This is a genomic window from Streptomyces sp. NBC_01439, from assembly GCF_036227605.1.
GTDB lineage: Bacteria > Actinomycetota > Actinomycetes > Streptomycetales > Streptomycetaceae > Streptomyces.
Genome location: NZ_CP109487.1, coordinates 211,439 through 233,171, shown reverse-complemented (window position 1 = coordinate 233,171; position 21,733 = coordinate 211,439). Strand labels below are relative to the sequence as shown.

Here is a 21,733-nt window from a genome sequence, read left to right as displayed (position 1 = left end):
GTGGCCGGTGGCGGACGAGTCGCGCGACACTTGCCCTATGCAGTGGTACAAGCAGGCGCAGGCAGCAGAACAGGTAGGCGATTGGGACACGGCCATCTCGCTGGTGAGCGCTCGTGCCGAGTGCTTCTCCGCCGACTACTCCGCGCACGACAATCACCTGTGGCACATGGATCTGCTCGTCCGTGCAGAGCGGTTCGACCAACTCACCGAACTCGCGGTCTCCGACGTCCACGCATGTCGGAGACTCAACAGAGCGCTCTACGAGCGCGGAATGGAGACCGAGCTGCGCAACCGCGCTGGTGATGGCGACCGCGGAGCCCTGTATCACCTGGTGAGGTGGCTGCACGGGGCAGGTCGACCACAGGAAGCCTGTCGAGCGGTTGAGCTCCTGGCGCCTGAGGATGAGTACGCGCACCACATCCTCGCAGGCTTGCGCACGCCTACGAGCGAGGCACGATAGCGCTCCGCACCGGCCCTTCGTCCCGGACGGCGTTGTCACATTCGGCATGACCCTTCGGTTTCTGTGGGGAGGCAACAGATGAAGGGAACGCTGATGAAGACTCTGCTCGTATGCACGTCGGTATCCCACGGCAACACCCGGCGCGTGGCGCAAGCGATGGCCGAAGTGCTCGATGCCCGGGTGGTCGCACCCGATGAAGTGGAGGTTTTGAACCTGCCGGGATACGACCTCGTGGGCTTCGGCTCCGGCGTCTTCACGCAGCGGATGCACCGGGACCTGCTCGGGTTCGTCCGGGCCGTGCCACGGCGTCGGAGGCGTCGACGGGGCGGGCTTTCGTCTTCGCCACGAGTGGCCTGCCGGAGTTGGCGTTCGCACCGTTCACCCGTCCGCTCGTGCGCCTGCTCGAAGGCAGGGGCTTCGAGGTGGTGGACACCTTCACCTGCCGCGCGCTCGACACGTGGATGCCGTTCCGGCTGGTCGGCGGAATCAACAAACAGCGTCCCGACGAGAACGACCTGATCGCCGCCCGGACGTTCGCCCGACGACTCGGGAAGGGCTCCGCAACCGCAACCTGACCGTCAGCCCTCACCGGTTCACCTCCGGACGGCACCAGAGGCCCGGCCCGGTCTCCTTCCATCCCTGTGGTGCGCGGGGGCGCAGGCGCGCGCTGGCGATCGAATGATGAGGGTTGCCGCTGGTAGCGGCGGCGGAGGCCCGTGGTGCGTGGGATTCGCAGAAATGTCTGCTGCTCGGGGCAGTCGGCACGCACCGGCGTACGGCAGGTTTTTGTCCGCGGGGCAGAAGCCTTCACCAGAGCAGCGCCGTGCGGGGTAGCCTCCGCAAGAGGGGCACGCTCCGGAAAAACTTTTCCGAAAGGGAGTATTTGGAGCGCGCCGAGCCCGAAATCAACCGGTATCCGCACCCCCGCGGACACCATGGACCTGCCGACGTCTGCGCACCGCGCACTCCCTGGAGGGACACACGTGAAGGACTCGAAGGACAGGCTGGAAGCACTGCGGGCCGAGATCGAGCGCCGCAATCCCGCACAGCCCGAGTTCCACCAGGCGGTACGGGAGGTCCTCGAGACCCTGGCCCCCGTCTTCACCGCCCGGCCCGAGTACGCCGACCCGGCCGTGGCCCTGGTGGAGCGACTCACCGAGCCCGAGCGGCAGATCGTCTTCCGTGTCCCGTGGCAGGACGACCGGGGCCGGGTCCACGTCAACCGCGGTTACCGCGTCGAGTTCAACAGTGCGCTCGGCCCGTACAAGGGGGGCTTGCGCTTCCATCCCTCGGTGGACATCGGCGTGGTGAAGTTCCTCGGCTTCGAGCAGATCTTCAAGAACGCCCTGACCGGCCTCGGAATCGGCGGCGGCAAGGGCGGCAGCGACTTCGACCCGCACGGCCGGTCGGACGCCGAGGTCATGCGGTTCTGCCAGTCCTTCATGACCGAGCTCCACCGGCACATCGGAGAACACACCGACGTGCCCGCCGGCGACATCGGTGTCGGCGGCCGCGAGATCGGCTACCTCTTCGGCCAGTACCGGCGCATCACCAACCGCTGGGAGGCCGGCGTCCTGACCGGCAAGGGGCAGGGCTGGGGCGGCTCCGCGATCCGGCCGCAGGCGACCGGCTACGGCAGCGTGCTGTTCGCCGCCGAGATGCTGAAGGTCCGGGGCGAGTCGCTGGCCGGACTTTCAGCGGTGGTCTCCGGCTCCGGCAACGTCGCGCTGTACACGATCGAGAAGCTCCAGCAGCTCGGCGCGAACCCGACGACCTGCTCGGACTCCCAGGGCTACGTCGTCGACGACAAGGGCATCGATCTCGCACTGCTCAAGCAGGTCAAGGAGGTCGAGCGCGGGCGCGTGAGCGAGTACGCGGCGCGACGCGGCTCCTCGGCGCGGTTCGTCCCTGGTGGGAGTGTCTGGGAGGTGCCGGCGGACATCGCCTTCCCTTCTGCCACGCAGAACGAACTGGACGCGCAGGGCGCCCGTAGCCTCGTCGCGGGCGGGGTCAAGGCGGTCTCCGAGGGCGCCAACATGCCGACCACGCCCGAGGCCGTACGGATCCTGCAGGAAGCTGGCGTCGCGTTCGGGCCCGGCAAGGCCGCCAACGCGGGCGGGGTAGCGGTCAGCGCCCTGGAGATGAGCCAGAACGCCGGCCGGGTGGCCTGGAGCGGGCAGCGGGTGGAAGACGAGCTCGCCGCCATCATGCGCTCGATCCACGCCGTCGCGCACGAGACCGCGGAGCGGTACGGAGCCCCGGGCGACTACGTCACCGGTGCGAACATCGCCGGCTTCGAGCGGGTCGCGGACGCGATGCTGGCGCAGGGCGTCATCTGATCCGACGATCACGCTGCACTCGGCCGGGTCGGGCGGGCCAGCTGCATTCGCGGAGGTTCGCGAGGACGCAGAGGGGGCTCACCCGACCCGCCGGTGGTGCGGGCTGCTGGTGGTCGGACGAAGAGCTCGAGGCCACGGAGACGATCCGGCAGCAGACCCGGCCGGCTCCGCCCTCCGCATCCGTACGTGCACATGCCCCGGCTCGCGGACCGGGCCACTGTCTGTTCGTGCGAGGTGGGGGTGGGCGCCGGTCTCATGGATCGAGCTGACCCTCGCCGCGGCAGCACGGGCGTTCCCGTTGTGCGTGATCGATGCTGTGCAAGGATCCTTGACGAACACGAGGAGGAGCCGGTGCAGTTGCGCAACGTATCGCCGGACGATGTCGATGCCTATGTCCGGATGCGGTGCGATCCCGACATGATGGCTGACCTCGGCGGCCCCCAGCCGCGTGAGGAGATGGTGGCCAAGGTGCGCCGGGATGCCGAGCAGGCAGCCGCGGACCTTGCTTGGTTCAAGATGATCGTCCCCGACCCTGCCGCCCCCGAGGTGGTGGCGGGGACGGTCACCCTCTGGTCCCACCACACCGATGACGGCCCGATCTCCGAGATCGGCTGGATGGTGTTGCCCCCTTTCCAAGGACAAGGGCTGGGCAAGCGCGCCGTCCGTGCTCTCTTGGGCCAAGCCCGGGACGAGAACCGCTGGGGAGTCGTGCACGCCTTCCCGGCGACGAGCAACGCCGCTTCGAACGGCATCTGCCGCTCGGTCGGCTTCCGCTTCGTCTCCGAGACCGACGTGACCTTCGCCGGGCGGATCTTCAAGACCAACCACTGGTCCGTGGACCCGAGGACGGACCTGACTTGACCTGACCCCGAACCCGCGAGCCATTGCCGCCGGTTGTCCTGCGCGGCAAGACCGACGCGGGCCGGTTCGCGCCAGTCCTGACGATCAAGGAGCGAGCGGTAGGCAGCGAGGACCGCGTCGCGCTGTGCCTCGATGCAGCCCACGTTCTCGGGGGCCCCTATGTCTTTGGTCAAGGTGGTCGGGTGGCAGTGTGGCTGTCATGAGTGATGACGTGCCTGTTCGAGAGTCGGCGGGCGAGAGCAGGCGGCCGTGCGACTTTTGCGGTCATCCGGTCGTGATGGACTCGGTCGATGAGCGGGACTGCCCTGTGTGCGGCGAGGCCGCTGAGGATCAGCCGGCTGAGGCTGGCCGGGGTTCGTAGAAGGTTCCGTCGCGGAGCATGGCGAAGAGGACGTCGGCGCGGCGTCGTGCGAGGCAGAGCAGGGCTTGGGTGTGGTGCTTGCCCTGGGCGATCTTCCTGTCGTAGTAGGTCCGCGATGCGGGGTTGGCCAGGGCCGCGAACGCGGAGAGGAAGAAGGCCCGTTTGAGCTGCTTGTTTCCTCGTCTGGAGGGTTGTTCGCCGCGGATCGATGAGCCTGAGCTGCGGGTCGCGGGGGCGAGCCCGGGGTAGGCGGCGAGGTGGCCGGCGGTCGGGAAGGTGCTGCCGTCGCCGACCTCGATCAAGATGCGGGCTCCGGTCCTGACGCCGATTCCCGGCATCGACGTCAGGACCTCCGAAAGAGGGTGGGCGTCCAGGAGTTCTTCAATCCGCCCGTCCAGGAGTTTGCGCTGGTCAAGGGCTGCGGTCAGGGATCCGGCTAGGCTTGGGACGATCAGTGCGGCCGCCTCGGTCCCCGGAACGGTGACGGTCTGCTCGTCCAATGCGGCGAAGATGTCCTCGACGAGCCGCTCGGCCATCCGCGGGGCCTTCGGCTTCAGCAGGGTGATCAACCGCCGTCGGCCTGCCTTGCGTATCTGGGCCGGGGAGCCGAACCGCTCCAGCAGCGTGAGGACGGCCGGGTGTTGCAACCGGGGCCCCAGGACCCGTTCCAGTGACGGGTGGATCTGGGTCAAAGGGCCGTGCAGGCGGTTGGCGACCCGGGTGGCCTCGCCGGCGAGGTCGTCGTCGAAGCCGACGATCATTTCCAGTTCGGCGATGGTCTCGTCCTCGCCGTCGATGGCCCGCAGCGTGTGGGGCATCGTGCGGGCGGCGTCCGCGATGATGAACGCGTCCTTCGCGTCGGTCTTGGCCTCACCGGGGTAGAGGTCGGCGATCCGCCGCATCGTCAGCCACATCGACCCTCGCCCGGATCGTGTGCGCCTTGAGGAACCGCGCCCTTTGCTGAGTGGCCCACCCATCGAGCATCGCCTCCAACACTGCCGGGGCCGGGTCGGGGAAGGTCAGCGCGGATCGTCCGGAACCAGGTGCGCGGTAGAGGGAGCTCTCGAGAATGAGCCGCATCAGCATGCCCTCGGACTGTTCGGCGGTGGACCGAGCACGAGGCAGTCGGGTGACCCCTCCCCGCGACTGAAGGGACGATGGCTGCATCAGCAAGATCATGCAATGGCGCGGCCCGGCCACCCGCTACGACAAGACCGCCACCATCTACCTCGCTGCCCTCTTCAGCTGGTCCGCGAGGTGATTCGAACGAAACGGTCTAGGTCCTGTCCGATGGGTCGTCTACGTGGTCTGAGAGGATCGGATGGTTGGAATCGAGTAGGGGGTGCCGGTTGCCGAGCGTGCTGTGGCTGCCATATGACGCGAGTGCTCTCGCGGGCCTGGGTGTGGGCCGTGAGGCGGTGTTTGGGCTGGGCAAGCGAGGGTTGCCGGCCGACTGCAACCGCATGTTCGTGCGGGACTCCGGTCGGGAGCTGGAGGTGCGTGACCTTCCGCCGGGTCGGGCTGCGTTCCTCGGCGCGTTCGAGGACGGCGTCAACACCTACTGGCTGCTGATCGACAGCGGCGAAGTCTGGATGGTCCGCGGCTATGACAGCGATGGGGACCAGCAGTACGGGCTGGTCAACTCCTCGGTTGCTGGTCTGCAGAACGTCCTGGAGGTCTGGGAGGCGTTCGCCTGGTCGGGACGGAGCGATGTGGACGACGACTACGAGGACTACATCGAAGACGTGCTTGAGCGGGCCCGGCAGAGCGATCCGGTGGTGTTCGAGGACAACGAAGCCTGGTGGTCACGCGTTTTCGAGGAAGTCGAGCTCGGCGTCCTGGTCCCGGAAGACCAATAGTCGAGGACATGGAAGTCACGGGCGGAGCCACAATCGGATCGCCGCGACCGTGACCGTCCCTTGGAAGACATACGCCCTCTTGTCGTAGCGCGTGGCGACCGCGCGGAACGTCTTGAGCCGGTTGATGGTGCGCTCGACCTCATTGCGGCGCCGGTAGACCGTCGTGTCGAAGCCGGTGGGCCGGCCGCCCTTGCTGCCCCGCCGTTGGCGGTTGGCTCGCTGGTCCCTGGGCTCAGGGATCGTGTGCTTGATCTGCCGGCGCCGCAGGTACCGGCGGTTTCGGCGCGAGGAATACGCTTTGTCGCCTCCAACGTGGTCTGGTCGGTGCGTGGGCGTCCGCCACCCGGCCTTGGGACTTTGATTTGTTCGAGCACAGGTATGAACTGCGGGGCGTTACCCCACTGTCCGGGCGTGATGATGAAGGCCAACGGGCGACGACCGCCCTCGCTGGCCAGGTGGATTTTGCAGTTCAGCCCTCCCCGGGAGCGGCCCAGACCCTCGTCTGAACGGTGTCGGGCTGGGCGGCTGCGCCGGCCCGGAATTCGTGGCGCGCGGGTGAGGGCACCGGCTGCGTGCTGGTGTGCTCGGCAGGACGTCGAGTCGACGCTCACCATGCTCCAGTCGATCCGGCCCTCCGCATCAGCGTCGGCTTGGACGGCCCGCAAGATCTTCTCCCACGTGCCGTCCGCCGACCATCTGCGATGACGATCGTGAATCGTCTTCCACTTGCCGAACTGCGGCGGCAGATCCCTCCAGGGCAGGCCGGGTCGTTGCCGAAAGTGAATCCCGTTGATCACCCGGCGGTGGCACTGCCAACGCCCGCCCCGGCCGCGGTTACGCGGCAGATGCCGCTCCAGTCGAATCCACTCGTCATCTGAAAGATCACCTCGCCCCACGCCGACCGCAACGATCCAGCGCAAGGTGAGTCACAGGAACCGTCGGACACGGCCTAGTCGAGGACGAGGGTGTAGGCGAGGAGGGCGAGGGTGAGGGTGGTCAGGACGGTGCGCCAGGTGTTGGCCCTGTTCCAGGGGGTTTCGTACGTCGTGCGGGTGGTGTGGGTGGTGGTGGGGTCGGTGTGGTGTTCGGGGGGCCCGGCTTCTTCGAGGGCGTTGTTGAGGGGGATGTTCACGCGGGCGGTGATGATCATGGCTGCGAGGCAGGTGCCGAGCGCAGCGGCGAGTGGGGGTACGGCGTTTCGCGTGTCGGGGTCGGTGGCGTGGAGGACGAGGGCGGCGGTGATGAACAGGGGTGCGCCGAGGTAGGCGAGCATGAACCAGCCGTTGAGAATGGCCTTGTTGATGTTCTGCATGGTTTCGACGGTGGTCTTGTCGGTGCTGCGGGCGAGGCCGGGCATGACGGCGACGGTGAATGCGTAGAAGAGGCCGCTGATGAGTCCGGCGGTGATGGTTGCGGCGATCAGGACTAAGGTTCGTGCGGTTTCCACGAGGTTCCTTTCCGTGGTGTTCCGGTCGGTGCCCGGGAGCCGTGCGGGCCTGCGGGGCGGGCGGCCGTGCGGTGCCGGGTCGTTCCGGGGCGGCCGGTTGCCCGCGCCACGACCGGGCCCGTGGTGGTGCTGGGCCGTGTCTGGCGACCGTCGAGGCCGTGGAGGGCCGTGCGAAGGCCGGCGGGTCGTGCTGTGCAGGGCCGTGCGGTGCCGGGCCTGGCGGTTGTGCCGGGCGGGGTGTGCCGGGTCGTGCCGTGCGGTGGTACGGGGTTCGGCTGATCATAAGGGGGGAGTGGTGTGTGTGGCCCTGTGGTGTGGTGAGGTTGTTTCTTCCTGTTGTTGTTCTTGTTCTTGGGGGGTGTTGTCGTGCTGACTGCTCTTACCGGGGTTTTCGGGGACCGGGGGGATGCCGTCTCGGTCGCGGGTCGTGCCGCGTCGTATGAGGACGTTCTGGGTGCTGCGGGGGCGGTGGCCGCAGATCTTGCCGGGTGGGGGCCGGTTCCGGCGTTCGCGGTGACCGCGACTGCTTCGTTGGAGACGGTCGCCGCGGTGGTGGGCGGTCTGTTGGCGGGTGTGCCCTGTGTGCCGGTGCCGCCTGACGCGGGTCCGGTGGAGCGCGGTCACATCCTGCGGGATTCGGGTGCCCGGCTGCTGGAGGTGGATTTCGCCCGCCGTGCTCCCTCGCCCGTTCTCCGACCGCCGGCGGGTGCGACGGGGGAGGGGGACCCGGCGTTGATCCTGTACACGTCGGGCACGACGGGTGTGCCCAAGGGCGTGGTGCTGAGCAGGGGGGCGATCGTCGCGGACCTGGACGCGCTGGCCGGGGCATGGGAATGGAGTGCGCAGGACGTTCTGGTGCACGGGCTGCCGTTGTTCCACGTCCATGGGCTGGTACTGGGTGTGCTCGGGGCTCTCCGGACGGGGAGCCGACTTGTACATACGGGCCGGCCGACGCCGGAGGCGTACGCGGCGGCTGCGGCGGCGGGCGGGAGCCTGTACTTCGGTGTGCCGACCGTGTGGTCGCGGATCGCGGCGGTGCCGGGGGCGGCCGCGGCACTATCAGGGGCCCGGCTGCTGGTGTCTGGAAGCGCGGCGCTGCCGACGCCGGTCTTCCACGACCTGGAGCGGCTGACGGGGCACCAGGTCGTGGAACGGTACGGGATGACGGAGACGCTGATCACGGTGAGTGGGCGCGCGGGGGGTGAGGCGGCTCCCGGTACGGTCGGAACCGCGCTGGAGGGTGTCGCCACACGGGTCGTGGCCGAGCCGGGGGCGGACATCGGTGAGCTCCAGGTGAAGGGGCCGACGCTGTTCTCGGGCTATCTTGGCCGGCCGGAGGCGACGACGGCCGCGTACACGGAGGACGGATGGTTCCGCACGGGTGACATCGCGGCTGTCGACGGGGAGGGCGTGCACCGGATCGTGGGGCGCGCCTCCACCGACATGATCAAGTCCGGGGGGTACCGGATCGGGGCGGGTGAGGTGGAGAACGCGCTCCTGGACCATCCCCGAGTGCGGGAGGCGGCGGTGGTGGGTGTCCCCGATGCCGATCTGGGCCAGCGGATCGTGGCGTTCGTCGTGGCCGAGGGCGTCAGCGGCGGTGAGCTCACCGATTTCGTCGCGGCGCGCCTGTCGGTCCACAAGCGTCCGCGTGAGGTCCGTTTCATCGAGGCGGTGCCGCGCAACGCCATGGGGAAGCCGCAGAAGCGGCTCCTACTGGAGGGTGAGGAGCGGAGCCGGGACTGAGGTGCGCACAGGGCGTGGACGGTTCCGTCCGGGCCGGCGGGTACGCCCGTTCCCTTGGAGAGACGGCCTCGCCTCGCTGGCGTGACGGGGCGCGCGGTTCGTGCGCCAGTACGCTGCGACGACCAGCGCCCGGTCCGCCAACGGGACGCGACCGCGTGTTGATCTTCTCTGCACTCCTCGACCGCTGTCAGGGAGCCAGTGCGCTACTGACCCGGGCCAGACGTGAGGTCGACCAGGCGAAAGGGTTGGTGGGGTTGCGGAACGAGTAGCCACCATCGTTGATCTGGTGGTCGCCTTCGGCTGTTGCCCAGCGCGCGGGGCCGCAAGGCCCTTGATCCTCAAGGAGCATCGTGGCGAGCCGCTCAGGTGCCTTGACGCGAGTGCGGGCGCGCAGTGCCGCGGCCAGGCGCTCGACGGCGCCGTCCGGCAGGTCGTCGTCGCCGAACGCGGGCAGTAGAAGCAGAAGCCGGGCCTGGGGGTCAGTGGTGCTGCCGCCGGGCAGGTGGTTGTCCGCGGCGGCGGTCAGCTCAGCCCAGGACAGCCCGGGGCCCACGAAATGGCCTTCGTCTTGTGCCAGACGCTCGGCCGCATCCCAGTCCGGGTGGTGCAGGAGGTAGTCGATGCCCTCGTCCCCATCGAAGGCGCGGTACACCACGTAAAGGCGGTGGTCGCCGTGGAGCGGCACCGTGAAGACGGGCCAGGTGTCGCCTGCCAGCAGTTGGGACTGCAGATCGCCGGCGTCTTGTGCGTCCGTGTCATCTACGAGGTCTTCGGCCCCCTCGCTCTCTGAGTAGTAGTTGTGCAGGTGGCCCACCCAGAACAGGTGCTCGTCCAGAAGGCCGGGCTGGTGGTGGAAGGGACCCCCGTCATAGCCGGGGATCCGAGCCGGGGGTGTGGGTGGGTTGCTCGTCACGGGGCCATCATGTCCCGTAGGCGCAGCTGCTGACCAGCACGGAGATGATGGCGGCGAACCGCTCCGCTGTATCGGACGAAGCCCCGACCGATCTGCCGACGCGTTGCCGTACGCCGTCGGGTTGCCGCTTCGGCAGGCGCGTGAATGCGGAGCGTGTCGGCCGCGGGCCGCGTTCACCCGGGTCTACGGTGGAACCACGGTCCAGCGCCGCGTCATCCCGAGCGTGCGTCCCAGGTGCGGTCGTCGAGGTGGTCGAGGTGGTCACAGCTGCGGCCCCGTACGCCTTCACCTGCGAGGAGCGGCGCATGAACCCGAAGTCACGGGCGCCCGGCACCATCCGCGACGCCCGACGCCGTACGACCCTGACGGCACATGCGATCTGAGCTGCCACCGGCACCGGTCCCGGGAGGTGATCGGCCGTGACCGGACAGAACACGTCCGACACGGACCGTAGGAGCCCGAGCGAGCCGCATCCGCGGTCCGCCGTCCACACGGAGAGCCGCTGGCCGATGGCGGCAGCGGTCATCGCTTCGGCCGTGCTCACCTTGCTCCTGCCCGACGACCTGCGTCTTGGGCCCCGATGGGCGCTTCCGCTCGCCGAAGGCGTCCTGCTGGTGGCGCTGGTCTCGGGAGACCCCGGTCGGATCAGCCGCCGTTCCACTGTCCTGCGCTCAGTGGCGATCGCCCTGGTCGTCGTGCTCGTGGGCAGCGCCATCTGGTCGACCGTCCAGCTGATCGACGATCTCATCCACGGCGGGCACGAGACCAGCTCCGCCAATGCCCTCCTGCTGGCTGGCGGCAGCGTCTGGTCCTCGACCGTTCTCGCCTTCTCCCTGCTGTACTTCGAACTCGACAGCGGCGGGCCGGCCGCCCGGGCCCACCACATGCCCCGCACTCCGGCGCTCGCCTTTCCCCAGCAGCTCAGCCCCGAACTCAACGCCCCGCACTGGCGCCCCCACTACATCGACTACCTCTACCTCGGGTTCACCAATTCCACCGCGCTGAGTCCGACCGACGTCATGCCACTCGCTCCCTGGGCCAAGAGCGTCATGACCCTCCAGTCCGTCCTTTCGCTCATGATCCTGGGACTCGTCGTCGCCAGGGCCGTGAACGTCCTGGCCTGAGCGGATCCGGGCGGCGGGCTACCCGTTCTCCTCGTTGCCACTCGAGGCTGCAGGTGGCATTGGACGCAACGTCATGCGCAACTCAGTGGTCCCGGTGCCGGTAGGAACCCCCGAGGGTCAACTGCGGGGTTGGTCCGCGGGACGGTCGGCGATGCGACGCTCGCAGATCGCCCGGTGCTCAGGGAAGCGCAGGGCGATCTCAGTAAGTTTTGCCAGCATCTCCGTACTTGTACTCAAGGGGTAGTACTCGTGGTGCAGTGCGATGCCCAGGCGAAGAGTGTCGTCCGCCTTCCGCACCCACTCGTCGAGAGTGAGCGTCATGGAGGCCCCGTTGTCCGTACCCGACCAGGCTGCCACGTTCAGGAACACGATCGCCTGCTCCAGCGTCGCCCGGCCGGCCTCCACAGCCTCGGCGACGATACCGGCAACGTCGTCGGCACCGTAGGCGTCAATGAGATCGTCCACACGGTCGAAGAGCTCATCCGGAAGATCGGCGTCATCCCGCTCCGGCACGTGTACGGCACACAGCCGGGCGAGCGCCTCCTCCCATGCTGTCGTCATCATCAGACCCTTGTCACCTGTCACCTGTCACTCGTCACTCAGACGGACAGTAGTCGGGCCACCCCCAGGGAGCAGGCCATTTTTGGCAGCAACCCTGCCATCGGAAGAACGGATCAGTGCCGCATCGGACAGCGTTGGTCGTGTGGCACCGCTGGAAAACTCGTCAGAATAGTGTCTCCGCCGCAGCCCTGGACGGCCCCGTTCCGGCCCTTGGTAGCTGGCTGGGCGGACGCCGAGTCGGGGACGGGAGTGGGTTGCTCGCCGGTGACCTCAGGGGCTCGCAACAGCCGTTTCCAGCCCTCTCCACGCGCCGCCCGAGCTGGTCTTTTGCCATTCCCGCTCCGATGATCGACATCGGTGGAAAGGGGGGGGGCCGGATGGACCGGACCGTACGTACCGTCGAGGACGTCCTTGCGCTTCTGGACGGGCTCTTCGCAGCTGAATCCGAGGCCGGCCGCTTGGCCACGGGTGACGGCAAGGACTTCTGGGACCGCTTCTATGCCGACCGGTCGAGGCCGGTCCCGTTCTTCGCGGCGAAGCCGGACGAGAATCTGGCCGCCTACCTCGACCAGGGCCTGATCGCTCCCGGCCGGGCCCTGGACCTGGGATGCGGACCCGGCCGCAACGCCCTGTACCTCGCCTCGCACGGCTTCGAGGTGGACGCCGTCGATCTCTCCCCGGTGGCTGTCGCCTGGGGTGAGGACCGGGCTCACGAGGCTGGAGTCGACGTGCGTTTCCTGTGCGGTGACGCTTTCGCTCTCCCCGCTGCCGAGTTGAGCGGCCCGTACGACCTGGTCGTCGACTCAGGGTGCTTCCATCATCTGCCGCCGCACCGCCGGGTCAGCTACCTGGCCCTCCTCGACCGGGTCCTCGCCCCTGGCGGCCATCTCGCGCTCACCAGCTTCGCCGCCGGCGAGGCGGGGATGGGCACGGAACTGACCGACGCGGACCTCTACCGAGAACGCGAGTTGCGGGGCGGCCTCGCCTACACACCCGGATCGCTGCGATGGATCTTCTCTGACCTGGTGGAGGTGGAACTGCGCCGCATGCGGGAGCAGCCCCCTGAGTCAGCACTGTTCGGCGTCACCTTCCTGTGGACGGCGTTGTTCCGTCGGGGTGCGGCCGCCTCGGACGACGTTCGACCCGTACACGACCTTGCGTAGGCGCTCGTCCTGGGCGTGCTTGTTCCGCCAGAGGATGTAGCGGCGCGTCATGGGGAGTTGGTCGCGGAGGCGTGGCGGACGGGCATCGTCCCCGGAGGGGCTGTGGACATAGGGTGTACTCATGAGTAACTTAATGGGTGTGGCCGATTCGACGGTCACTTTCGTCCTGGTCCACGGATCGGGCAGCAATGCGTACGGCTGGTCTCCCGTAGCGGCCGAACTGGGCCTGCGAGGGCACCGGGTGGTCGCGGTCGACCTGCCCGGCCACGGCCCCGGCGCCTACCTCCCGCTCTCGTACCAGGCGCCGCAAGACCTGGAGCGGCTGCGCACGGAGCCCTCCCCGATCGCCGGGACGACCCTGGCCGACTGCGCCGCACATGTGGCCGCGGTGGTGCGGCGGGCACACCGCAACGGCCCGGTGGTCCTGGCCGGCCAGAGTCTGGGCGGTGTCACCGTGAACGCGGCGGCCGACCTGGTGCCCGAGCTCATCTCGCACCTGGTGTACGTCTCCGCCCTGTGCCCGTCGAAGCGGGCCTCGGTGAGCGAGCTGATGGCGACGCCGGAAGCAGCCACGAGCCACATATTCAAGATGGCCCCTGTCCCGACCCCTCCGGAGCTCGGGGTCACCCGGGTCAATTGGCGGAGCGGCGATCCGACCTTCTTCCGGATTGCCAAGGAGGCGATGGCGGCCGAGTACTCCGACGCCGAGGTGAGGGCCATGCTCAACATTCTCGAACCGGACGAATCGGCCGCGATCGGGGTGGCCGACGGTCGCGGTCTGGTGCACAAGTGGGGCGGAATCCCGCGCACGTTCGTGCGGTTCACCGAAGACCGTACCCTCCCACTGGCACTCCAGGACCTGATGATCAGGGAGGCTGACGAGACGACCCCGGACAACCGATTCCGCGTACGGTCCCTGGCCGCCCCGCACATCGGCCCCCGCGATCCGGCGCTGCTGGCGGACGAACTGGAGCAGGTGGCCGGACTCTGCTGCTGAGCAGGAGGCGGGTCTCCTCGTCGGAACCGGCCACTGGTCCTTCCCGGCCCGGGTCCGGCGTCAGTGGAAGCCGCCGCGGGCTCGGGGACACCAACGGCGCACGGCGGCCCGGCGGCACGGCGCCCGGCGGCCCGGCGACCGGGCCGCCCCGACGACATGCCCAGGTGGACGAACGCACCCACGGCGGGCCCGCCGCGGCGGCCGATCGTGGGTACTGCACCGGCTACCCGGGCCTGCGAGCACGTCGGGCGCGCCGGCCGGTGCCACGATGGTCGGAGAGATCGAAGACGGGCGGTGGCATGAGTGCATCCGCACAGGCGGATCCGGGCCGGGGGCTCTTTTCCCGGCGCGACCGGGCGGTGATCGCGGCAGCGGCCATTTCCATGCTGCTGGTGCAGATGGACTGGTTCGCCCTCAACCTCATGCTCCCCGTCATCGCCCGCGACTTCGACACCCCCACCACCGACCTCCAGTGGCTGGTCAGCGGCTACATGCTCGCGCTCGGCGCCCTCATGATCACGGGTGGTCGGGCTGCCGACCTGCTCGGCCGGCGCCGCGTCCTCGTTACCGGGCTGCTCGGCTTCGGCGCCGTTTCCGCCGTGTGCGCCGCCGCCCAGAACACCGCGTGGCTCACCGCAGGGCGGGTCGTCCAGGGATGCACCGCCGCCCTGATCTTCCCCGTCTCCGTCGCGGTGGTCACGGCCTACTTCCGCGACGCCCGCCAGGGCCGGGCCGTCGCCACCGTCCTCGCCTTCAGCGCCATCGGTACCGCCCTGGGCCCCTTCATCGGCGGCGCCTTCGCCGAACACGTCAGCTGGCGTGCCGTGTTCCTGCTGAACGTGCCCTTCTGCGTCGCCGCCACCGTACTCATGCTGCGGTACGTCCCCGAGACCCGGGACGAGGAGGCCGCCCGGGGCCTGGACCTCCCCGGGGTCATCTTGCTCGCGGCCGGGCTGAGCGCGGTCATGATCGGGGTGGACCAGGGCCAGCACTGGGGCTGGAGTTCGCCCGCCACCCTGTCCTGCTTCGTCGGCGGAGCCGCGCTCCTGGCCGTGTTCGTACGACTGGAGCGGCGGACCCCCGAACCCCTCCTCGACCTCGGGCTGCTGCGCAACCGCCCGTTCGTCGTCGTCACGCTGGCCGGCTCTCTGTCCAACATCGTCTACTGCCTGGTCGCGGTGCTGTCCGCGCTCTACCTCCAGCAAGCCCGCGGGCTCTCCCCGCTCGACTCCGGACTGGTCTTCCTCTCCCTGTCCGTCGGAGCCGGGTCCGCTAGCTACGGGGCGGGGCACCTCGCACAACACGCGCGCCCCGAAGCGCTGATGGCCGCCGGGATGTTGCTCTGCGGCGTCAGCCTGCTCGCCCTCACTTGGGCCACCTCGCTCGCCCTCTACACTGCGATCTTCGCCGTGGTCGGCCTCGGCGTGGGCCTCGGCTGGGCACTGACCAATGTGGCCACCCAATCCTACGTACCCGCGAACCGGCTCGCCGCCGCTTCCGGCCTCGTCCTGACCTCGCTGGTGCTGCTCGGGGCCGTGGCGGTGGCCGTGGCCTCCACCGTGCTGGAAGTGGTCAGCGGTTCCGCAGGCAGTGCGGCCTCCGACGGCCCCGCCATCGAATCGGTCCTTCGCGCCGCCGCCCTGCTCTCGTTGCTCGGGGCGGTGGCACTGGCGGTGCTCGTGCGCCGGGTCAGGGTCTGACGCGGCGGGCCGGGCGCGAAAGCACGGGCACCCCACGGAGGGGTCCGGCCCGCTGATCCGGCCCGCGGTGGCCGCGCTCCCACCGCCGCGCAGGCGCACGCGACCGGGCGTGCGTTCGCCGTTGTGCGCCGGTGCCCCTACGCGCTCGACCCGGGCCGGCATGCCCGGCACCGCATGCCCCGCCCGCATCGGGCACAACAGAGGTCGCCGGATGCATCAGTGAACCCGGGAAGCCTATATTCGCCAATTGAGTCATTATCCGGCGACCTCCGAAAGATCGTTGAGCATTAAATATTGCGAGTCGATGCAGCTCACGTTGCTGATCGCGGAGGTGTTGACGCGGTGAATCGCACCCCTTCGTCGGTTGGAATCATGGCGGAATCGAACTCTTTTCCACGGCGTGGTGGATGGGGAGGCTGTACGGCGGAAGTTCGGGCCGGTAGCTTTCGCCGTGGTCGCAGGAGTGGCTCGTGGTCAATTTTTCGTTCGACCCAAATTGGGGGGTCGCGAGTGGCTATGGTGGCCGTAGCTCCACCGGTCGTCGAAAGTGAAGAGGCTGCTGGGGGAGGTGGGGTCAGTGTTCTTGCAGTTCGCCTGAATCGATACAGAAAGCCCTGCGTGATTCGCAACGAATCAACTGTCCCTCTGGTGAAACCAGCCATTCTGTCGAACGTGTAGAGCATTTCGGGCTCGTTGATAGCTGCGCGCCTCACATTGCGCCGGACTGCACCAAAATTCGTCGCAACAACACCATGCGCTCGTGGAACCAGGCAACTTCCGTCGAGGGTGCGGTGTACGTTTCTTCCTGCCGAAGACATATTTCGACCAGCGGTTCTCGCCGTTGAGAGGGACGCGCATGACGAGCCAATCGACCGAAGTCGACCTCGAAATTCAGCTCCGCCAGGCGCTACAGGACACGGGCACGGACACGCGTTGGACGATCAACGCGGACGATATGTGGTGCCGCCTCACACGTGAGTCGGAGTCGGGTGCACGACGCCGGCAGGGCTGGAAACTGCACGTGTCCGCGACGGCCGCCTCCGCACCGGAAGTCCTCGCGAAGGCTCTCGACGTGCTGCTGCGCGAGGAGTCGGGATTCAAGTTCGTCCGCTTCCTCGAGCAGGTGAGCGCGCTCAACTCCCGTGCCACGCCCCGGGGAAGTTCGGGCAAGTTCATCACCGTCTACCCGGCTTCCGACGACGACGCGGCCCGAATAGCCCTCGAGCTGCACAGGGCCACGGCCGGACTCGCCGGCCCCCGGATCCTGTCCGACCAGCCGTACGCCCCGTACAGCCTCGTGCACTATCGCTACGGCGCCTTCGTCGGCCGCCGGCAGCTGTCGGAACAGGGCCTGCTGGTCTGGTGCATCGAAGACCCCGACGGCAATCCCGTAGAAGACAAGCGCACCGGCCAGTACTCCCCGCCCTCCTGGGCGGTCAGCCCCTTCCCCGCCTCGGTACCGCTTCCGCCGCAACAGGAGAAGAAGGCGAGCGGCCCCGTGCTGCTCAACGGTAGATTCTCGGTACGGGAAGCGATCCGCCACACCAACAAGGGCGGCGTCTACCGGGGCACGGACGTCACCACCGACGCCCCCGTGGTGATCAAGGAGACCCGGCCGCACGTCGAGGGCGACGCATCCGGATCCGACGTCCGCGACTGGCTGCGGGCCGAGGCCAGAACGCTGGAGAAGCTCAAGGGCACCGGACTGGCGCCGGAACCGCTCGCGATGTTCGAAACGGGCGGGCACCTGTTCCTCGCCCAGGAGGAAGTACCGGGCGTGCCCCTGCGCACCTGGGTCGCCGAACGCTTCCGCGACGTCGGAAGCGAACGCTACCGAGCGGACGCGCTGGCCCAGATCGGACGTCTGGTGGATCTGGTCGCCGCGGCCCACGCCCACGGCTGCGTACTGAGGGACTTCACCCCCGGCAACGTCATGGTCCGCCCCGACGGAGAACTGCGCCTCATCGACCTCGAGCTCGCCGTCCTCCAGGACGACGCCCCGCTCCCGACCCAAGTGGGGACCCCCGGCTTCAGCGCCCCCGAGCGCCTGGTGGGTGCTCCCGTGTCCCCGACCGCGGACTACTACAGCCTCGGCGCCACCGTGTGCTTCGTCCTCGCCGGAAAGGTACCGAACCTGCTGCCCGAGGAGCCGGCCACCCGGCCCGCCGAGCAGCGGTTCGCCGAGTGGCTGAGCGCCTGCGCCGGAACGCTGCGGTTGCCGGACGGCGTGCCGGAGATGATCCGCGGCCTGATGAAGGACGATCCCGACGAGCGCTGGGACCCTGCCCGGGCGCGCGAGGCACTTCGCGGGGCGGAGCCGGCGCGGCCGACGCGACCCGCCGGGGGGCCGCTGCCGACAGCCGACCCGCACCCCACGACGCAGGCCGCCGTCACCGGGATGGTGAACCACCTCGTCGATACGATGACCCCGGCCGACGACCAGTGGCTGTGGCCCGTGTCCACCCTGGCCGGAGAGACCGACCCCTGCACCGTGCAGCAAGGTGCAGCAGGTGTTCTGGCCGTCCTGACACGGTACTTCGAGCTCACCGGCGACCCGCGGCTGCCCGAGGTGATCTCCACCGCCGGCCACTGGATCGCCGCCCGGACCGACACCCGCTCCATACGCCCTGGGCTGCACTTCGGAGGCCGCGGAACCGCCTGGGCGCTGTACGAAGCCGGATGCGCCGTCGACGACCACGCCCTCACCGGCCACGCGATGGCCCTGGCCCTGGCCCCGCTGGAGTCGACACCCAGCCACGACATCACCCACGGCTCCGCGGGCAGCGGCCTCGCCGCCGCCCACCTGTGGCACCGTACCGGTGACCCGCGCCTGGCCGAACTGGTCGTCGACGCAGCCGACCGGCTGGCTGCCGCCGCACAGCCCGAACCGTCCGGCGCGAGTTGGCCCGTTCCCGCCGAAGCCGTTTCCGAAGAGGCCGGCAAACGCTATCTGGGCTTCGCGCACGGAACATCGGGCATCGGCTGCTTCCTCCTCGCCGCCGAGGCCGTCTCCCGCCGCTCCGAACACCTGGAGCTGGCCGTCGCGGCGGGCGAACTCCTGGTGGCCCACGCCGTGACGGTCGGCCACGCCGCCCAGTGGCCGGCCCAGACCTCGAACGTACCCACGGCCCCGTACTGGTGCCACGGCTCGGCGGGCATCGGCTCCTTCCTCATCCGTCTCTGGCAGCGGACCGGGGACAAGAGGTTCGGCGACCTCGCCCGCGGCGCCGCCCACGCCGTCGTCGAGCGTGCGTCCCGTGCCGCTCTCGCCCAGTGTCACGGGCTGGCGGGCAACGGTGACTTCCTCCTCGACATGGCCGACGCCACCGGGGACCCCGCCTACCGTGCGATGGCCCAGGACCTGGCCCGCCTCATCGCCTCCGAACGGGCCCACCGTGCCGGCCACGTCGTCTTCCCCAACGAGTACGGGGACGTCTCGACGAGCTGGAGCGACGGGTCCGCAGGAATCCTGGCGTTCCTCCTGCGGACCCACCACACAGACTCCCGACACTGGATGATCCAGCAGTCGGGTTGAGCGACGGGAACCCCTGTCGCAACCTCAGAGAGAAGGAGAAAGTCATGGAGAACCGCGAACTCGAACTGCTGGCTCACCTGCACGCCCTTCCGGAGACCGACCCGGTCGGCGTCGACGGAGCGCCGTTCGCCGCGACCTGTGAGTGCGTCGGCCTGCTGACGCTCCTCAACACCGTCTGTATCGGCATTAGCTGCGCCGGCTGACCAAGCACTCCGGCCGGTGGCTGTCCCCCAGGCAGCCACCGGCCGGAGCCACGACCGGTGCGGCCGGCAGGCCCGCGCAAGGACACCCCGTCGACGAGGACCTGACCATGCAGCCACATGCCGGTGACGACACTCGCCCCCGGGCAACCCTCGTGACCACCGCCCCGACGAACCCGGACGCCACGCGGTCCGCCGCCCAGCCGGTCCACGCCATCAGCACGCGCGGCCTGGTCAAGAGCTACCCCCGCCCGGACGGCACCACCACCCATGCGGTTCGCGGCCTGGACCTGGACGTCCTCCAAGGAGAGACCTTCGCCTTCCTCGGCCCCAACGGAGCGGGGAAGTCCACCACCCTCGCCCTGCTGTGCGCCCTGGCCCGCCCCACCGCCGGACAGGCCACGGTGGCGGGTGTCGACGTGCTCAGCCGACCGGACCAGGTACGAAGACTGGTGGGAATGCTCTTCCAGCACAGCGCCCTGGACCCGGATCTGACGGCCGAACAGAACCTGCACATCCACGCGCGCCTCTACGGACTGCGCCGCCGCCACGCCCGCGTACGCACCACCGAGATGCTCGAAGTGGTCGGCCTCACCGACCGGCGGCGTTCCCTGGTACGGACCCTGTCCGGAGGCATGCGCCGCCGACTGGAGCTCGCCCGCGGCTTGCTGCACGCACCCCGGATCCTGTTCCTCGACGAGCCGACCACCGGACTCGACCCGCACGCCCGTGCCCAGGTCTGGGAGCACCTGCGCGACTTGCGCGACCACCACGGCAGCACGCTCTTCGTCACCACCCACTACCTGGAAGAGGCGGAGAACTGCGATCGCCTCGGCATCATCGACCACGGCCGAATCGTGGCCCAGGGCACGCCCCTCGCGCTGAAGACCGCGATCGGGGACGACCGGGTGGTGCTGCGCACCAGCGACGACGCAGCAGCACGACAGGTCGTGGGCCGGACCGTTCCGTCGGACCTCGCCATCACCCTGGAAAGCGACGGGGTGTCCCTGCGGCTACCCAACGGCAGTGCGTGGATCCCCCGCCTGTGCGCGGCACTGGAAGCCCACGGCATCGCGGTGCACGCCGCGTCCGCTACCGCACCGACGCTCGACGACGTCTTCTTCCACCACACCGGCCGCAGCATCCACACCCCCCGGCCGCACCGCACACCGGCCGCCCCGGCCCCGGACGGCACCGCGGCAGCGCCCGAGGAGGCCCCATGACCGCACCCGCCCTCCCGGCCCCGGACGCCTCCCGTACCCCGGATGCCCCCGGCGCCCACGACGGCACCGGCCGTGAGCCGGGGCCCCGCCTGCGCCACGAACTGCGCGCCATCCACGGCCTGGTCTACCGCGATCTGCTGCGCCTGTCCGCCCAGCCCACGCACACCGCCCTGATGCTGATCCAGCCGGTGCTCTACCTCTTCGTCCTGGGGGGTGGTCTGGCCGCCCTGATCCCGAACTCCTCACTGGGCGTCGGCTACCAGACCTACCTCTTCCCGGGCATGCTGATGATGACGGTACAGACGCCGGCCATCATGGTCGGCATCCGTCTGATCACCGACCGGCAGAGCGGCTACCTGCGCGAACTCCTGATGGCCCCGGTCCGCCGCTCCACCCTGCTCCTCGGATGCTGCGCCGGCGGCACCATCGTCTCCACGGTGCAGGGCGCCGTCCTGCTCGGCCTGGCCGGCGCCGTCGGCCTGCCCTACGACCCGCTCCTGCTGGTGCTCCTCCTCGGCGGCATGATGCTGACCTCCTTCACCATCACGGCCCTGTCCCTCGCCCTCGCCGTGAGCCTGGGCCGGCCCGAGGTCTTCCACATGCTGCTCGGCCTGGTGATGATGCCGCTGCTGTTCCTCTCCGGCGGCTTCTTCCCGATCCAAAACCTGCCGGGCTGGGCCCACGTACTGGCCGCCGCCAACCCGCTGGCCTACGGAGTGGACCTGCTGCGCCGCTGCATCGCGCTACGGGTACCGGACCAGGCAGCCACCGTGGGCATCGAGTGGTTCGGCTGGCAACCTCCCCTACTCCTCGAAGGCGGCCTCCTCGTGGCCGGCGGCGTCACGGCCCTGCTCTGGGCCGCCCACCGTTTCAGCCGCCCCGAGTGACACGCAGGCGCGCCACTGAGCAGACCCCCAGGGACACCGAGCCGCCTTCCCGCCCGGTGCTGCGCGAGACCATCGGCTGCTACCTGAACCGCCTCGCCGACGCCCGGGCCGAACCGGCCGCGCACCCCGAAGTCGTCGCTCTCATCGGCCTGTTCACCCCGCCCCACCGGCGAAACCGTCCCCGACTGCCGGTCGAAGCAGCAGAGGGACTGCCTCACTCCCCGCCTGTCAGTGTCCCTTCGACGCGGTGAACCCGTGACGACCCGGGTTGGCTGCTTCTGGGACGAGGAATCCGTCTGGTTCTCCTTCGAGTTGGACGCCGATGGCCATGTGATCCGGCACGTCGTGTGCCGGAGG

General features: G+C 69.2%; 19 protein-coding genes and 2 pseudogenes. 16 read left to right on the top strand and 5 right to left on the bottom strand.

All coding sequences use genetic code 11. From position 1 onward, the window contains the following. The first annotated feature begins 37 nt into the window (after positions 1-37). The 5 genes and pseudogenes from OG207_RS01160 (at position 38) to OG207_RS01140 (ending at position 3,660) form a co-directional block, all read left to right on the top strand. Positions 38-460: a hypothetical protein gene (locus OG207_RS01160; RefSeq protein ID WP_329094980.1), complete on the top strand. Its 423-nt coding sequence runs from the start codon at positions 38-40 to the stop codon at positions 458-460. Positions 461-538: 78 nt separating this feature from the next. Continuing rightward, positions 539-700, top strand: a pseudogene (locus OG207_RS01155) (flavodoxin); the annotation flags it as partial. 152 nt (positions 701-852) lie between these two features. Further along, entirely contained in the window at positions 853-1,035 is a 183-nt protein-coding gene (locus OG207_RS01150) for a hypothetical protein (RefSeq protein ID WP_329108298.1), read from the top strand. Positions 1,036-1,443: 408 nt separating this feature from the next. Next, a complete protein-coding gene (gdhA, locus tag OG207_RS01145; RefSeq protein WP_329094978.1) occupies positions 1,444-2,799 on the top strand; it encodes an NADP-specific glutamate dehydrogenase in 1,356 nt (451 codons plus the stop codon). A 351-nt stretch (positions 2,800-3,150) separates the two neighbouring features. Next, positions 3,151-3,660, top strand: coding sequence for a GNAT family N-acetyltransferase (locus OG207_RS01140; RefSeq protein WP_329094976.1), 510 nt, complete (start codon positions 3,151-3,153; stop codon positions 3,658-3,660). 330 nt (positions 3,661-3,990) lie between these two features. On the opposite strand, the pseudogene OG207_RS01135 reads toward OG207_RS01140, so the two are convergent. Further along, positions 3,991-4,929 (bottom strand): annotated as a pseudogene (locus OG207_RS01135) (IS110 family transposase); the annotation flags it as partial. Positions 4,930-5,379: 450 nt separating this feature from the next. On the opposite strand from OG207_RS01135, the gene OG207_RS01130 reads away from it, so the two are divergent. Next, complete coding sequence (locus OG207_RS01130) at positions 5,380-5,880, top strand: SUKH-4 family immunity protein (protein WP_329107388.1); 501 nt, start codon at positions 5,380-5,382, stop codon at positions 5,878-5,880. A 15-nt stretch (positions 5,881-5,895) separates the two neighbouring features. On the opposite strand, the gene OG207_RS01125 is transcribed toward OG207_RS01130, so the two are convergent. Beyond that, positions 5,896-6,776, bottom strand: a protein-coding gene (locus OG207_RS01125; RefSeq protein ID WP_329107386.1) for an IS5 family transposase whose coding sequence is annotated in 2 segments (ribosomal slippage) — positions 5,896-6,206 and positions 6,206-6,776 — 882 coding nt in all. Because the reading frame shifts where the segments join, the coding sequence is not laid out codon by codon here. A gap of 53 nt (positions 6,777-6,829) precedes the next feature. After that, positions 6,830-7,327 (bottom strand): anthrone oxygenase family protein, encoded by a 498-nt coding sequence (locus tag OG207_RS01120; RefSeq protein ID WP_329094974.1) that lies wholly within the window; start codon positions 7,325-7,327, stop codon positions 6,830-6,832. A gap of 366 nt (positions 7,328-7,693) precedes the next feature. On the opposite strand from OG207_RS01120, the gene OG207_RS01115 reads away from it, so the two are divergent. Beyond that, a complete protein-coding gene (locus OG207_RS01115) occupies positions 7,694-9,073 on the top strand; it encodes an AMP-binding protein (RefSeq protein WP_329094973.1) in 1,380 nt (459 codons plus the stop codon). Positions 9,074-9,260: 187 nt separating this feature from the next. Here OG207_RS01115 and OG207_RS01110 read toward each other — a convergent pair whose 3' ends face one another. Then, on the bottom strand, positions 9,261-9,986 hold the full coding sequence (locus OG207_RS01110; RefSeq protein WP_329094971.1) for a hypothetical protein: 726 nt from the start codon (positions 9,984-9,986) through the stop codon (positions 9,261-9,263). 257 nt (positions 9,987-10,243) lie between these two features. Between OG207_RS01110 and OG207_RS01105 the strand changes: the two genes are divergently transcribed. After that, positions 10,244-10,369 (top strand): hypothetical protein, encoded by a 126-nt coding sequence (locus tag OG207_RS01105; protein ID WP_329094970.1) that lies wholly within the window; start codon positions 10,244-10,246, stop codon positions 10,367-10,369. A gap of 126 nt (positions 10,370-10,495) precedes the next feature. After that, the gene (locus OG207_RS01100; protein WP_329094969.1) at positions 10,496-11,110 is read left to right on the top strand and encodes a hypothetical protein; all 615 of its coding nucleotides are present in this window, start codon (positions 10,496-10,498) and stop codon (positions 11,108-11,110) included. A 117-nt stretch (positions 11,111-11,227) separates the two neighbouring features. On the opposite strand, the gene OG207_RS01095 is transcribed toward OG207_RS01100, so the two are convergent. Next, positions 11,228-11,695, bottom strand: a complete 468-nt coding sequence (locus tag OG207_RS01095; RefSeq protein WP_329094968.1) for a hypothetical protein — start codon at positions 11,693-11,695, stop codon at positions 11,228-11,230. Positions 11,696-12,048: 353 nt separating this feature from the next. On the opposite strand from OG207_RS01095, the gene OG207_RS01090 reads away from it, so the two are divergent. The 7 genes from OG207_RS01090 (at position 12,049) to OG207_RS01060 (ending at position 21,376) form a co-directional block, all read left to right on the top strand. Next, on the top strand, positions 12,049-12,834 hold the full coding sequence (locus OG207_RS01090; protein WP_329094966.1) for a class I SAM-dependent methyltransferase: 786 nt from the start codon (positions 12,049-12,051) through the stop codon (positions 12,832-12,834). 121 nt (positions 12,835-12,955) lie between these two features. Further along, positions 12,956-13,831, top strand: coding sequence for an alpha/beta fold hydrolase (locus OG207_RS01085; protein WP_329094965.1), 876 nt, complete (start codon positions 12,956-12,958; stop codon positions 13,829-13,831). Positions 13,832-14,130: 299 nt separating this feature from the next. After that, positions 14,131-15,531, top strand: a complete 1,401-nt coding sequence (locus OG207_RS01080) for an MFS transporter (protein ID WP_329094963.1) — start codon at positions 14,131-14,133, stop codon at positions 15,529-15,531. Positions 15,532-16,387: 856 nt separating this feature from the next. After that, positions 16,388-19,066: a class IV lanthionine synthetase LanL gene (gene lanL / locus OG207_RS01075; protein WP_329094961.1), complete on the top strand. Its 2,679-nt coding sequence runs from the start codon at positions 16,388-16,390 to the stop codon at positions 19,064-19,066. Positions 19,067-19,110: 44 nt separating this feature from the next. Next, positions 19,111-19,269: a VenA family class IV lanthipeptide gene (locus tag OG207_RS01070; RefSeq protein WP_329094959.1), complete on the top strand. Its 159-nt coding sequence runs from the start codon at positions 19,111-19,113 to the stop codon at positions 19,267-19,269. A 107-nt stretch (positions 19,270-19,376) separates the two neighbouring features. Continuing rightward, on the top strand, positions 19,377-20,489 hold the full coding sequence (locus OG207_RS01065; protein ID WP_329094957.1) for an ATP-binding cassette domain-containing protein: 1,113 nt from the start codon (positions 19,377-19,379) through the stop codon (positions 20,487-20,489). Next, a complete protein-coding gene (locus OG207_RS01060) occupies positions 20,486-21,376 on the top strand; it encodes an ABC transporter permease (RefSeq protein ID WP_329094955.1) in 891 nt (296 codons plus the stop codon). Before OG207_RS01065 ends, OG207_RS01060 begins: the two co-directional genes overlap by 4 nt. Positions 21,377-21,733 lie beyond the last annotated feature (357 nt).

Coding starts and splice junctions, on each gene's coding strand:
- OG207_RS01085 (WP_329094965.1), top strand. CDS start 12,956: ATGAGTAACTTAATGGGTGTGGCCGATTCGACGGTCACTTTCGTCCTG.
- lanL (WP_329094961.1), top strand. CDS start 16,388: ATGACGAGCCAATCGACCGAAGTCGACCTCGAAATTCAGCTCCGCCAG.
- OG207_RS01090 (WP_329094966.1), top strand. CDS start 12,049: ATGGACCGGACCGTACGTACCGTCGAGGACGTCCTTGCGCTTCTGGAC.
- OG207_RS01070 (WP_329094959.1), top strand. CDS start 19,111: ATGGAGAACCGCGAACTCGAACTGCTGGCTCACCTGCACGCCCTTCCG.
- OG207_RS01060 (WP_329094955.1), top strand. CDS start 20,486: ATGACCGCACCCGCCCTCCCGGCCCCGGACGCCTCCCGTACCCCGGAT.
- OG207_RS01065 (WP_329094957.1), top strand. CDS start 19,377: ATGCAGCCACATGCCGGTGACGACACTCGCCCCCGGGCAACCCTCGTG.
- OG207_RS01100 (WP_329094969.1), top strand. CDS start 10,496: ATGGCGGCAGCGGTCATCGCTTCGGCCGTGCTCACCTTGCTCCTGCCC.
- OG207_RS01080 (WP_329094963.1), top strand. CDS start 14,131: ATGAGTGCATCCGCACAGGCGGATCCGGGCCGGGGGCTCTTTTCCCGG.
- OG207_RS01160 (WP_329094980.1), top strand. CDS start 38: ATGCAGTGGTACAAGCAGGCGCAGGCAGCAGAACAGGTAGGCGATTGG.